Raw genomic sequence first — 12885 nt, 5'->3', positions numbered from 1 at the left:
TCCGATAAGGAGAATCACCGTCCCCGTGCGCCGGTGTCAACCCCAGCCGCCCCGTTGACCGGCTCCGGTGGCCGCGGCTAGTTTCTGCTGACCAGAAGGTCCTTCCGCAGAGGGGGCGCACGTGTCGGCTTCGGAAGAGTCGGTGGCGACGGCGGTCGCGGCGGTGGCCGACCGCGAATGGCAGCTGTCCGTGGGCGGGCGCACCCGCGCGGCCGGCGGCGGCAGTTACGACGTCGAGTGCCCCGCCACCGAGGCCCCGATCGCCGCCGCGCCCGACGCGACGGACGCGGACGTCGACGCGGTGGTACGCGCCGCGGCCGACGCGGGCACGGCCTGGGCCTCCCTCGACGTACGAGAGCGGGGACGGCGCCTGCGGGCGCTCGCCGAAGCGGTGCGCGCCCACGCCGACGAGCTGGCCCTCCTCGACGCCCTCGACTCGGGCAACCCCGTGACCGCGATGCGCACCGACGTGGGCTGGGGCGCCGAACTCCTCGATCTCTTCGCGGACTTCGCCTCGCACCTGGGCGGCTCCACGATCCCCGCCACACCCGAGAACCTGCACTTCACGCGCCGCGCGCCGTTCGGAGTCGTCGCGCGGATCGTGCCGTTCAATCACCCCGCGCTCTTCGCCGCGGCCAAGGTGGCGGCCCCGCTGATGGCGGGCAACACGGTGGTGCTGAAACCCTCCGAGATCACACCGCTGTCGGCGCTGCGGCTGACCGAGATCGCCGCCGGGGTCCTGCCGCCCGGCGTGCTGTCCGTCGTCACCGGCGACGGCCCCGCCGCGAGCCGCGCACTCGTACGCCACCCGCTGGTGCGCCGCATCGGCTTCATCGGCAGCGAGCGGGTCGGCCGCCTCGTACAGCGCGACGCCGCCGATGCCGGAGTCAAGGAGGTCAGCCTCGAACTCGGCGGGAAGAACGCCCTCGTCGTCTGCCCCGACGCGGACCTGGAGGCGGCCGCGGCCGGCATCGTCGGCGGCATGAACTTCGCCTGGTCCGAGGGCCAGTCGTGCGGCTCGACCTCCCGGGTGCTGCTGCACGCCTCGGTCGCCGACGAGGTGCTGCGGCTGGTCCGCGACCGCGTCGCCGCGATCCGGATCGGCTCGCCCGTCGACCCCGCCACGCAGATGGGACCGCTGGCCTCGCGTGCGCAGTACGAGAAGTCGCGCCGCTACATCGACATCGCGCTCGGCGAGGGCGCCACGCTCTTCCACGGCGGAGACCGTCCGCGGGGCGAGACGTTCGAGCGCGGCCACTACCTCGAACCGACGGTCTTCACCGGCGTACGGCCCAGCATGCGCATCGCGCAGGAGGAGGTCTTCGGCCCGGTGATGTCCGTACTCACCTACACGGACATCGACGAGGCGGTCGAGATCGCCAACGGCGTGGACTACGGCCTCACCGCGAGCATCTGGACCCGCGACGTGTCCACCGCGCTCTCGCTCGCCGACCGGATCGAGGCCGGCTACGTGTGGGTCAACGGCTCCTCACGGCACTTCTGGGGAGTGCCCTTCGGCGGGACGAAGTCCTCCGGCGTCGGCCGTGAGGAGAGCGTCGAGGAACTGCTGAGCTACACGGAGCTCAAGGCGGTGAACGTCTTTGTCTGACCGGCCTTCGCCCGAGCGGCGACGCCTGGGTGCGGACCTCGTCGTCGAGTGCCTCGCCGCCGAAGGGATCACGCACGTCTTCGGGCTTCCCGGCACGACCGTGATGGACCTGATCGACGCGCTGGCCCGGCAGGACGCCGTTCGCTATCTCTCCACGCGGCACGAACAGGTCGCCGGGTTCATGGCCGACGGCTTCTCCCGCTCGCGCGAGGGACTCGGTGTCTGCCTCGCCTCGCGCGGCCCCGGAGCGGCCAACCTCTCCATCGCCGTGCAGAACGCCCACGACGAGTCGGTTCCGGTGCTCGTACTGATCGGGCAGGTCCCCGGAGGCCTGCGCGAGCGCGGGTCCTTCGAGGAGATGGACGTCGTCTCCGCGTTCCGCCCCTTCTGCAAGTGGGCCGTGGAGATCCAAGAGGCCGAGCGGGTACCGGAGTTGCTCCAGCGCGCCGTCCGTACGGCGGTCGGCGGGCGGCCGGGTCCGGTCGTGGTCTCTCTTCCGCTCGACGTGTTCCAGGCACCGGTCTCCGCGCGGCCCGGTCCACGCGTGCGCATCCACCCGCCGGCACCCGACCCCGACGGGATCGCGGAGGCGGCGGAGCTGCTGGCCGCCGCCGAGCGGCCGGTCATCGTCGTCGGCGGAGGCGCGTCGAGCGGAGGCGCGTCGAGCGGGGGCGGGCTCGGCGGAGGCGGCGAGGGCGTAGGCGGCGCGGGCGGAGCCGGCGCGCACCTGTCGCTCGCCGAGGCCGCGGGCGCTCCGCTCGTCACCACCTGGCTGCGCAAGAACGCCGTGCCCAACGCCCATCCGGCCTTTCTCGGCGCCCTCGGTTACGGCGCGCACGACGTGACGGACCGGATCGTGCGCGAGGCGGACGTCGTGGTGGCTCTCGGGTGCCGCTTCTCCGAGTTCACGACCAAGCGCTGGACGCTCCTGCCGTCCGAAGTCGCCCTCGTGCACGCCGACATCGACCCCGGCGAGCTCGGCCGCGTCCATCCGCCGCGGGTCGGCCTCGTCTCCGACGCGGTCGCGGCCTCCCGCGCGCTCACGGCGGCGCTCGCCGAGCGCACGGGCGGCGACTCCGCACGGGGCGAGCGGCGTGCGGCTCGGCGGCAGGCGCTGCGCAAGGAGTACGAGGAGGCGGTGGCGCTGCCCGGCGCCGCCGCGGCACACGTCGCGCCGGACGGTGCGGACGCCGCCGGAACCGTGACCTCCGCCGCGCTGACCCGCGCCGTGCGGTGGCTCGCGGAGCACGAGGGCGTCGTACTCGTCCAGGACGTCCACACCTTCGGGCCGTGGGTCCAGCGCCACGTCGCCTTCGACCGTCCGCGCAGCTACTACGGCTCCGCGGGCGGTGCGATGGCCTGGGGCTTCCCCGCGGCCATGGGAATGGCCACGGCCCGGCCGGGGGAGCGCGTGGTGGCACTGAGCGGGGACGGCAGCTTCTGGATGGTCGCCCAGGACTTCGAGACCTGCGTCCGCGAGAACATCCCCGTCGTGAACGTCGTCGTCAACAACTTCTCGTACGGCAACACCCGCGACCGTCAGCGCTTCGCCCACGGCGGGCGCTACTCCGGCGTGTTCCTCGGCAACCCCGACTTCGCCGCGTTCGCCCGGCTGCTGGGCGGCCACGGCGTCCGCGTCACCTCCGACGCGGAGTTGCTGCCCGCGCTGGAGGAGGCGCTGGCGCAGCCCGGGCCCGGCATCGTCGACGTCGTGCAGAGCGAGATGGAGGGACTGCCGGAGGGGCTGGAGCCGCCCAGGGCACGCTGAGCTGAACTTCCGTGCGTCAGCCGGGAGTTGGGGCGGCCGATCGACTGCGAGCGAGGCCCGCTCTGGGCTGCGTACGGACCGCGCGCGGCGTCAGCCGGTCGTACAGGCGATGAGGGCGTTCTGCCGCGTGTGCGCGTAGGCCATGGCCGCCTGGTTGTGATCGGACCATACGGCGGTGGCGCCCGCCAGCACGACGACGCCCGCGAACACCGCCGTCACCAGCCCGGCCCGTCCGGTCGCGGGTGCGGCGTCCGCGCCTCGCGAGCCGCGGACGCGGGCGGCGACGTAGAGGGCCAGGGCGGCGAGCGCCGCGCCCAACCCCGCGTAGGCCAGGGCGAAGTGGCTCCATGGCACCGCGGCACCCTCGCAGGCCGCGAGGAGGTGCCGACTGGCGAGCACGAGCGCCGCGGCCGCGCAGACCGCACCGGTCAGGGTGAGGGCGACGAGACCCCAGGGCACCGCCGCGCGCCCGCGCTCAGCCGTTGTCACCGTGTCCCGCCTCTCGTTCGCTGTGCGCAGTTCAGTGCATCGCGGTCAGTGCCGCGCATTCGTGTGCGTCCCGATCCCCACGCCGGACGCCGTACGGAAGCAGCCGTACTCCCGTACGCCGAACCGCCGTTGTGCGTACGCCCGGCGCGCGGCCGGTCGCCCTGTATATCAGCGGCCCGCCGCCCGGAAGAAGGCGGGCGGCACGCATCTTGAGCGAGTGCTCAAAAGCCGGGTATGGTCAACGGTGTTGAGCACTCGCTCAAACACTCACTCGCTCAAACACAGCCGGGAATCCGGGAGTTCACATGCGGCTCTACGTCGAGACGCGCATCCGTGCCGCCGTCGGCACGGTGTGGGAGCGCAGCCAGCAGCCCGACCAGCACCAGCGCTGGGACCTGCGGTTCGGCGAGATCGACTACCTGCCGTGCGCGCCGGGGGAGCCGCAGCGCTTCCGGTACGCCACGCGCCTCCTGCCGCTGCTGACGATCGGCGGCACAGGCGTGTCCGCCGGTGAGAGGCACCGTCCCGACGGCAGCCGGGTCTCCGCGCTCCGCTTCTCCTCGTCGCATCCGCTGTCGCTCATCGCGGCCGGCAGCGGCTACTGGCGGTACGTCCCGGACGGCGACGGGCTGCGCTTTCTCACCGGCTACGACTACCGGCCGCGCTGGGGCCGCTTCGGCCGGGCCGCCGACCGGTTCGTCTTCCGTCCCCTGATGGGCTGGGCGACGGCCTGGTCCTTCGACCGGCTGCGGCTGTGGTGCGAGCGGGGCATCTCCCCCGAGCGGGCCCTGCTGCACGCGCTCGCGGAGCTGTTCCTGCGCACGGGCGCGCTGCTCGGCGCGGTGGTGTGCGCTGCGATGGCCTTCGCCGCACCGGCCTCCGCTCCGGCTCCGGCCCTGAGCACGGTCGAGGCCGTCGCCGTGGCCGCCGCCGCGCTCGCGGCGGCGGCCACCGCCCTTCTCGCGCCGCCGCTGTCCGTCACGCCCGCGGCACGCCGCTGTCTGCGCCGTCCGCCTCAACGTACGTACCAAGGCGGCGAGTTCGTGGACGCCACGGCCGCCACCACCGCTCTTCTCAGGACCCTGGAGCAGCCATGACCTCGATCTTCCAGCGGGCGCTCGGCCCCGACTTCGACCGGCTCCATCCGCAGCTCCGGCGACGGTTCTCCGTCGGCCTCGCCGGCGGCGAGGCGTGCACCGGCCGCGGCCGGATGACCCGGATCTGGCACGGCCGCGGCTTCGTCCGCCCGTTTCTGGCGCTGGGCGGCAGCCGCAACATCCTCGTACCGAGGACGGGCCGGGACGTCCCCTTCACCATCGAGAACTTCCCGTACGAAGACACGTACGGACGCGAGACCGTCACCTTCGTGCGGACGTTCCTCTTCCCGCGCCGCGCCCGCCGCTTCGACGCCACCATGGTCTGGAGCCCGGAGCGCGGCTGCATCGTCGACTACCTCGGGACGCACCAACACCTCGCCACCGACCTGCACTTGGCGGCCGACGGCGACGGCGCCCTGGTCATACGCTCCGGGGAGCACCGCTTCCGCGAGGGGCGGGTGGACGCCCGGGTGCCCGAACTGATCGGTGGGGACGCCGTGGTGCGGGAGTCGTACGACGAGGCCGCGCGGCGGTTCCGCATCCAAGTGAGCGTCGAGAACCGGAGGTTCGGGCCGCTCTTCGGCTACGAGGGCTTCTTCTCCGCCGAGTTCACGGACGTGAGCGGGCGCGGGGTGCCCGCCGGGCTGCGCCCGGTGCGCGAGGAGGCCAGGCCGTGAGCGGCGACACGCGCACGAAGCTGCTGGCCGGGGCTCTGCGGACGGTGACCGAGCAGGGTTACGCCAAGACCTCGGCCCGTACCGTCGCCGCGGCGGCCGGGGTCAACCAGGCGCTGGTCTTCTATCACTTCGGCAGCGTCGACGAACTCCTCGCCGCGGCCTGCCGGTACGGCGCCGAGCAGCGCGTCGCGCGCTACCGCGAGCGTCTCGCCCGGGTGGGCAGCCTGGCCGAACTCCTCGCGCTCGGCCGGGAGTTGCACGCCGAGGAACGCGCGGGCGGCCATGTCGCCGTCCTCGCGCAGCTCCTGTCCGGCGCGCAGACCCAGCCGCGGCTCGCGCCCGCCACCGCCGCGGGACTCGCCCTGTGGATCGGCGAGATCGAGCAGGTGCTGGCCCGGGTGCTCGCGGGATCGCCGGTCGCCGAGTTCGTGGACGCCCCGGGTCTCGCCCGCGCACTGGCGGCGGGCTTCGTCGGCCTGGAGCTCTACGAGGGCGTCGACGAGCGGGGCGCACAGCGCGCCCTGGACGCGCTGGAGCAACTGGCCGGACTGGCCGCCGTGCTGGAGGAGCTGGGCCCCGTCACCCAGCGGGCCGTGCGGGCGCGGCTGCGCCGCGGCACGGGCCGGCGCGGCTAGGGGCTGCCCGAACCTGCCCGACGCCGGCCGGCACCCCTTTCCGGAAGGCGGGACGTACACCCCGTCAGCCGGGGTACCCGGCGCCTCCAGCACCGAGGCCTGCCCGGCGAACCCCCGTGCGCGGCAGGCGCGCACCAGCACCGCAGCAGGAGGGAGCGGGCCATGGCGGACCACGGCAGGGCGGACGGCGGCAGGGCGGACCAAGGCAGGGCGGACCACGGCCGGGTCACGACGGTCACGGGGCGCGGCGCACGGGGAACCGTGGCGCAGCGGCTCATCGACGACCACCTCGTGGAGGGCGAGGCCCAGCCCGGGCGGGAGATCGGTCTGCGCATCGACCAGACCCTGACGCAGGACGCCACCGGCACGCTGGTGATGCAGGAGCTGGAGTCGCTCGGCCTGGACCGGGTCCGTACGGAGGTCAGCGTCCAGTACGTGGACCACAACATCCTCCAGGCCGACGAGCGCAACGCCGAGGACCACGCCTTCCTGCGCTCGGCCGCCCGGCGCTTCGGCCTGTGGTACTCCAAGCCCGGCAACGGCGTCTCGCACCCCACGCACATGCAGCGCTTCGGCATCCCCGGCAGGACCCTCGCGGGCTCCGACTCCCATACGTGCGCGGCGGGTTCGCTCGGGATGCTCGCCATCGGCGTCGGCGGCCTCGAAGTGGCGCTGGCCATGGCGGGACGGCCGCTGTACGTGCGCATGCCGCAGATCTGGGGAGTGCGCCTGACGGGCGAACTGCGGCCGTGGGTGAGCGCCAAGGACGTCATCCTGGAGCTGCTGCGCAGGCACGGGGTCAAGGGCGCGATCGACCGCGTCCTCGAATACCACGGACCGGGGCTCGCCTCGCTGACCGCCATGGACCGCCATGTGATCGCCAACATGGGCGCGGAGCTGGGCGCCACCGCGAGCGTCTTCCCGTCCGACGACGCCGTACGCACCTTTCTGCGGGCCGAGGGGCGGGAGAGCGACTTCACCCCGCTCGCGGCGGAGCCCGGCGCGGTCTACGACCTCGACGAGGAGATCGACCTCTCCTCGCTCGAACCCCTCATCGCCCGCCCCTCGTCGCCGGGCAACGTGGTGCCCGTACGGAAGGTGGCGGGCCGGCCCGTGGACCAGTGCGTGATCGGCTCCTCCGCCAACCCCGGGCTGCGCGACTTCGCCGTCGCGGCGGCCATGGTCTCGGGGCGGCGCACGGCCGACGGCGTCAGCCTCGACATCAATCCGACGTCGCGCGAGATCCTTCAGGACCTCACCCGTGGGGGCGGCACGTTCGACCTGATCGCCGCCGGGGCTCGGCTCCACCAGAGCGGCTGCCTGGGCTGCATCGGCATGGGCCAGGCACCGGCGGTGGGACGGAACTCGCTGCGCACGTTCCCCCGCAACTTCCCCGGACGCTCCGGCACGGAGGAGGACTCGGTGTGGCTGTGCTCCCCGGAGACCGCCGCCGCCTCCGCGCTCACCGGCGTCATCACCGACCCCCGCGACTGGGCGGCCGACGCGGGCGCCGCACCGCCGCGGATCACCCTGCCGGAGCGGGCCAGCGTGAACAGGGAGATGCTGGAGGCGCCGCTTCCCGCGGAGGAGGCCCTCGCCGTGGAGCTGGAGCGCGGCCCCAACGTCTCGGCGCTGCCCGAATTCGACCCGCTGCCGGACGTGTTGGAGGGCCCGGTGCTGCTGAAGGCCGGTGACGACGTCTCCACGGACGAAATCTCCCCCGCGGGCGCCCGCGCCCTCCCGTACCGGTCGAACATCCCCCGGCTCGCCGAGTTCACCTTCACGCGCATCGACGCGGACTATCCGCGGCGCGCGGCGGAGGCGGCCGGACAGGACACGAACAACGGGCACTTCGTCGTCGGCGGCGACAACTACGGCCAGGGCTCGTCCCGTGAGCACGCGGCGATCACGCCGCGCCACCTGGGGCTGCGGGCCGTCGTCGCCAAGTCGTTCGCCCGTATCCACTGGCAGAACCTCGTCAACTTCGGTGTGCTGCCCCTGGAGTTCGAGAACCCCCACGACCTCGAACGCGTCGACACCGGCGACGTGCTGCGACTCGACGGCCTGCGCGACGCCCTCGGCGCGGGTACGACCGCGAGTACCGACGCGGACACGGGCGCCGCCGCGGACTCGTACGGGACGGCGCTGCGGCTGCGGAACGTCACCCGCGGCGAGGAGTACGCGGTGAGCCACCGCCTCTCCGCCCGCCAGCGCGAGGTCGTCCTCGCCGGAGGCATCATCCCCGCCCTGGCGGCGGCCAACACGGCACGGTAGAGGGCGAGTTCAGCCCGCCGGTTCTGCGCGCCGGTTCAGCCGGTTCAGCGCGCCGCGCCGCGGCGCCTCCGCGGCGAACTGGGCAGCGGCAGGCGTACGCGCCGGGTGAGGTCCTCCAGCCACTGATGGCCGGAGGAGGTCTCGCGGGTGTACCGGTCGAGCTCGTCCGCGAGCCGCGTCGCCCGCTTCTCCACGTCCAGCTCGTCGAGGATCCGGTCGACCTGGGCCAGCAGCGCCCCGTGCAGCTGCCACTGGCGGGGGTGGTTCTGCACTCCGGCGAGCAGCAGGTCCGCGATGCGGTCGCGGGCCTCGTGCGCCGCGGCGAGCTCCTCCATCAGCCGGGCCTCGGCCGTGTCGGCGTCGGAGGTCACGTCGCTGGTGACGAGGACGGTGAACGCCCTGACCGCTCCGGCCAGATGGGCGAAGAGGTCCTCCAGCGCCCTCGCCTCGTGCGGCGGGAAGAGCGGCTCGCCGACCCGGCTCCTGGCGAGGTCCGTGAGCGTACGGGCGGTGACGCGGAGCACCACCACGCAGATCTCCAGGGTGTCCAGACCCGTCCGCAGTACGACCCGGGAGAGCAGGCCCTCCTTGACCCGGGGGTTGAGCTTGAGGCTCTCCTCGGCCTGCACGAGAGAGGCGTCCACCTGCACGATGTCGTGGTCGAGACGGCGGGCCTCCTCCAGGCGCGCCGCCGCGTCCTCCACCGGCGTATGGCCGCCGAGCTCCTGGCCGAGCCGCCGGATGAGGTGACGCAGGCGGGCGGCCAGATCCTCGATGGACTCGGTCGCGGACCGCGTCCACACCGGCGGCACGAAGAACACGTTGAACAGCAGGCCCACCGCCGCGCCGATGAGGGTCTCCACCACGCGGTCCAGCGCCGTCTCGGCGACCCGGGTCACGCTCACGCCCAGCACGAGCATGGCGCTGATCGCGACCTCCGGCACGAATTCGTGGACCCGTACGAGGTGGCCCACGGTCAGTGCGGCGAGGATGAGCACACCCAGCGACCACCAGCTCAGCCCCACCAGATTGCTGAAGCCGACGGCGACCAGCACCCCCGCCACGACGGCGTTCACACGCCGGATGCCTCTGGTGAGCGTGGCGTAGAGCGTGACCTGGACGACGAGGAGCGTGGTCAGCGGGGCGAGCAGCGGATCCTGCGCGTTGCTCAGCCGGAGGGCGGCGAGGTAGCTGAGTACGGCTGCCGCGGTGGACCGCAGCACCTGGGCGACCGCGGGCTCGTTGCGCCGCCGGACGAGTTCGGCGAGGGGTTCGAGAACAGCGGGCACCCGGTGCCCATTCCCGCTCCCGGACGGAAGCGGTCGCGCGCCGGGCGTCTGCCACCCGAGTGGGCTGTGCCGCGAGCCGCGGCGGCGAGGCAACGGGCGGCGGCCGGGGCACCACTAGCCGAGCGGTCGCAGCAACGCCAGCAGCAGACGGACGAGTTCGTCCACGACCTCGTCGAGAGTGGCGTCCACCCACCCCGCGCCCCAGTCGTGCAGAAGCCCGTTCACGCTGCCGATGAAGGCGGCCGCGGCGATGCTGTAGTCCCGATCGGCCGCCTCCCCCCGCTGGACCGCGGCCGCCGCCTCGGTGCGTATCAGGTCCACCCACCGCGCGCGTCGGGCCAGCCGCTGCTCGTCCATGCGGGGGCTGACGCCGACGATCTCGGTGAAGGTGATCCGCATGCGGCGCGGGTCCTCGGCGAGGCTCGCCGCGTACGCGCGGAAGACGGAGCTGTAGCGCTCGGCGGCGGGCTGGCCCTCGGTACGGGCGAGAGCCTCGACGACGGCGCCCTCGGACCAGTCGTTGACCTGCAAGTGGAGCGCCGCGAGCACGTCTTCGAGGGAGCGGAACTCCTCGTAGAACTGGCGGGTGGACAGCCCGGCCGCCACGCAGAGGGCCGCGACCGTGGTCGATCCGTAGCCGGGGCCGGCGCCGAAGAGCTGGAGCGCCGCGTCGAGGAATCTCCGGCGCCGCTCCGCGTGCCGCTCGCTGGCCGCCTTGCCCGCGTAGCGGCCGGTCGACCGCCTGAGCTGTTCCACTCGCCGTTCTCCCTTGCTCGGGTGCGGGCCATCTTCTCCCGCCCGGGGGGTTGAAGAACCCCATGGCCGACGTTACCTTCGGTATTCCCAATGTGAAGACAGACGTTTTCAGATTGCACGGCAGGGTGTCTCGTAAGAAAGCGCCTGGTCAGCTGTTGCGTCGGACTTCACACTGTGGCGGTTTCCCCGTGCCGCCGCCCCACTCGGAGGGTGCCGCCGTTCCCTCCGGGTGGGGCTTGGCCCCTGCTCAGCTCTGCTCGCCTCAGTCCGCCCGCGGCCCTGCGGACACAGAGCCGCTATGCGAAGGAGTGCCATGCCCGTATCGAGGAAGAAGCGCGCGGACAGCCGGACGCGGACGCCCCGCCAGCGGGACGCGAGGCGCGCGGGACCCGCCCGTCGCCGGGGACTGCCGGTGGCCGTCGCCTCGGCGCTCGTGGCCATGGCCGCCACCACGGGCGCGGCAGCCGTCCCGCCCGGTCCGTCAGGGCAGGCCCGGGACGCCGCGGACCTTCAGCAGGTCATGTTCGTCGGCAACAACTGGGACGGCACCGCCGACGTCATCAAGCCCAGCGGCAGCTTCGAGAAGCTCGGGCGCATCAACGTGGTCCCCGACAAGCAGGAGCGCCTGAACGAGATCTACGCCGATCCCGTCAAGCTCCTGTACTTCCTCGGCATCCGCAACGGGCCGGGGGAGGGGCACGACCAGTTCGTCGACGACATGTACTCCACCCCCGACGGCAAGGCGATGGTCGTCTCCCGCCCGAGCTTCGCCGACGTCGTCTCCATCGACGTGGCGACCGGCGAGCTCAACTGGCGCTTCCCCGTGTCGGGTTACCGCTCCGACCACATGGCCGTCTCCCCGGACGGCGAGCGCGTGGCCGTCTCCGCCTCGACCTCCAACACCGTCCACGTTCTCGACATCGACACCGGCGAGGAGGCCGGTTCGTTCAAGACCGGCGACAAGCCCCACGAGAACGTCTTCACCGACGGCGGCAAGCACATCTGGAACATGGCCATCGGGGACGTGCAGACCGCGACCGACGACCCCTGGCTGGACTGGACGAAGGGCGACCGCAAGATCACCGTCGTGGACGCGGACACCTTCGAGCAGGTCAAGGTCATCGACATGCGCGAGAGGCTCGACGCCTTCGGTCGCAAGGACCTCTCCGACGCCGTACGTCCGGTCGCCTTCACCCCCGACGAGTCCAAGCTCTACTTCCAGGTCTCCTTCTTCAACGGCTTCCTCGAATACGACGTCGCCGCCGACAAGATCACCCGGGCCAAGACCCTGCCCAAGAACCCCGACACCAGCGAGGACCGCACGACCTGGGTCAACGACTCCCGCCACCACGGCATGTCGATGAGCCCGCGCGGCGACAAGCTCTGCATCGCCGGGACCATGGACGACTACGCCACCGTCGTCGACCGCGACACCCTGCGCGAAGGGCCGCTGGTCGCCGCCTCGAAGCCGTACTGGGCGACGGTCAGTGGCGACGGCCGGTCCTGCGTCATCTCGGAGAGCGGAAGCGACCGGGTCACGGCCATCGACTTCGCCACCGGGGAGAAGACGGCCTCGGTCTCCGTCGGGGACCACCCGCAGCGCGTCCGCATCGCCCATGTGCCGGCCGGCTGGACGAGCCCGCAGGCCCGCGGCTGAGCGGGCCGGGGCCGCCCCCGGGCGGCACCGGAGCCGCGTCGGGCCGCTCAAGTCCCGTACGGGATACGGGCGTTGGCCTGTGCTTCCGCCGGGGAACAGGGCGGCTCAGAGCGCGAGATACATGATGTGCAGGCCGACGTAGCCGTGCACCGGGTGCCGGAAACCTCCGGGCACCGTGCCGAGGATCTCGAAGCCGAGCGCCTCGTAGAGCCGCACGGCGTGCACGTTCGTCTCCACGACGGCGTTGAACTGCATGGCGCGGAAGCCCTCCGCGCGCGCCCACTCCAGGCTGTACTCGCACAGCGCCCGGCCGACGCCGCGCCCCGCCTGCGCGGGGTCGACCATGTAGCTGGCGTTGGCCACATGCGAGCCGTTGCCGCCCTGGTTGTTGCCCATCTTCGCGGAGCCCAGCACCGTTCCCGCGTCGTCGACGGCGACGACCGTACGGTTGGGCGCCCGCATCTCCCACAGGCCGCGGCCCTGCTCCTCGGTGAGATCGATCGGGAAGGTGAAGGTGTCGCCCGCGGCGACGATCTCCCGGAAGAAGGGCCACACGGCGGACCAGTCCTCCGTGGTCATTTCCCTGATCAGCATGGGCACAGGATGCCCGCGCGCACTGTGACCCGGCAATGTG

General features: G+C 72.8%; 11 protein-coding genes. 7 read left to right on the top strand and 4 right to left on the bottom strand.

The features are described from left to right. The first annotated feature begins 121 nt into the window (after window positions 1–121). A complete protein-coding gene (locus QQM67_RS17385; RefSeq protein WP_314174803.1) occupies window positions 122–1609 on the top strand; it encodes an aldehyde dehydrogenase family protein in 1488 nt (495 codons plus the stop codon). Continuing rightward, complete coding sequence (locus QQM67_RS17380) at window positions 1602–3377, top strand: thiamine pyrophosphate-binding protein (protein WP_314174802.1); 1776 nt, start codon at window positions 1602–1604, stop codon at window positions 3375–3377. Before QQM67_RS17385 ends, QQM67_RS17380 begins: the two co-directional genes overlap by 8 nt. A 90-nt stretch (window positions 3378–3467) precedes the next feature. Here the strand turns inward: QQM67_RS17380 and QQM67_RS17375 are convergent, their stop codons facing one another. Next, window positions 3468–3866, bottom strand: coding sequence for a hypothetical protein (locus QQM67_RS17375; protein WP_314174801.1), 399 nt, complete (start codon window positions 3864–3866; stop codon window positions 3468–3470). Between the two features lie 305 nt (window positions 3867–4171). Here QQM67_RS17375 and QQM67_RS17370 point away from each other — a divergent pair, with 305 nt between their 5' ends. The 4 genes from QQM67_RS17370 to QQM67_RS17355 all read left to right on the top strand — a co-directional run bounded on the left by QQM67_RS17370 (window position 4172) and on the right by QQM67_RS17355 (window position 8549). After that, entirely contained in the window at window positions 4172–4963 is a 792-nt protein-coding gene (locus tag QQM67_RS17370) for a hypothetical protein (protein ID WP_314174800.1), read from the top strand. Beyond that, window positions 4960–5640: a DUF4166 domain-containing protein gene (locus tag QQM67_RS17365; protein ID WP_314174799.1), complete on the top strand. Its 681-nt coding sequence runs from the start codon at window positions 4960–4962 to the stop codon at window positions 5638–5640. The genes QQM67_RS17370 and QQM67_RS17365 overlap by 4 nt, the downstream gene beginning before the upstream one ends. Next, the gene (locus QQM67_RS17360; RefSeq protein WP_314174798.1) at window positions 5637–6275 is read left to right on the top strand and encodes a TetR/AcrR family transcriptional regulator; all 639 of its coding nucleotides are present in this window, start codon (window positions 5637–5639) and stop codon (window positions 6273–6275) included. Before QQM67_RS17365 ends, QQM67_RS17360 begins: the two co-directional genes overlap by 4 nt. A 162-nt stretch (window positions 6276–6437) precedes the next feature. Next, complete coding sequence (locus QQM67_RS17355; protein ID WP_314174797.1) at window positions 6438–8549, top strand: aconitate hydratase; 2112 nt, start codon at window positions 6438–6440, stop codon at window positions 8547–8549. Window positions 8550–8593: 44 nt separating this feature from the next. Here QQM67_RS17355 and QQM67_RS17350 read toward each other — a convergent pair whose 3' ends face one another. After that, complete coding sequence (locus QQM67_RS17350; protein ID WP_314174796.1) at window positions 8594–9838, bottom strand: FUSC family protein; 1245 nt, start codon at window positions 9836–9838, stop codon at window positions 8594–8596. Window positions 9839–9952: 114 nt separating this feature from the next. Beyond that, the gene (locus tag QQM67_RS17345; protein WP_314174795.1) at window positions 9953–10594 is read right to left on the bottom strand and encodes a TetR/AcrR family transcriptional regulator; all 642 of its coding nucleotides are present in this window, start codon (window positions 10592–10594) and stop codon (window positions 9953–9955) included. A gap of 439 nt (window positions 10595–11033) precedes the next feature. Here QQM67_RS17345 and QQM67_RS17340 point away from each other — a divergent pair, with 439 nt between their 5' ends. Continuing rightward, window positions 11034–12251, top strand: a complete 1218-nt coding sequence (locus tag QQM67_RS17340) for a YncE family protein (protein ID WP_314175125.1) — start codon at window positions 11034–11036, stop codon at window positions 12249–12251. A gap of 105 nt (window positions 12252–12356) precedes the next feature. Here the strand turns inward: QQM67_RS17340 and QQM67_RS17335 are convergent, their stop codons facing one another. Next, complete coding sequence (locus QQM67_RS17335) at window positions 12357–12845, bottom strand: GNAT family N-acetyltransferase (protein ID WP_314174794.1); 489 nt, start codon at window positions 12843–12845, stop codon at window positions 12357–12359. Window positions 12846–12885: the final 40 nt, after the last annotated feature.

The sequence above is a fragment of the Streptomyces winkii genome, from assembly GCF_032248595.1.
Taxonomy (GTDB): Bacteria; Actinomycetota; Actinomycetes; order Streptomycetales; family Streptomycetaceae; genus Streptomyces; species Streptomyces winkii.
The sequence above is the reverse complement of the archived record's forward strand: the minus strand, read 5'-3'. Positions and strand labels throughout refer to the sequence as shown.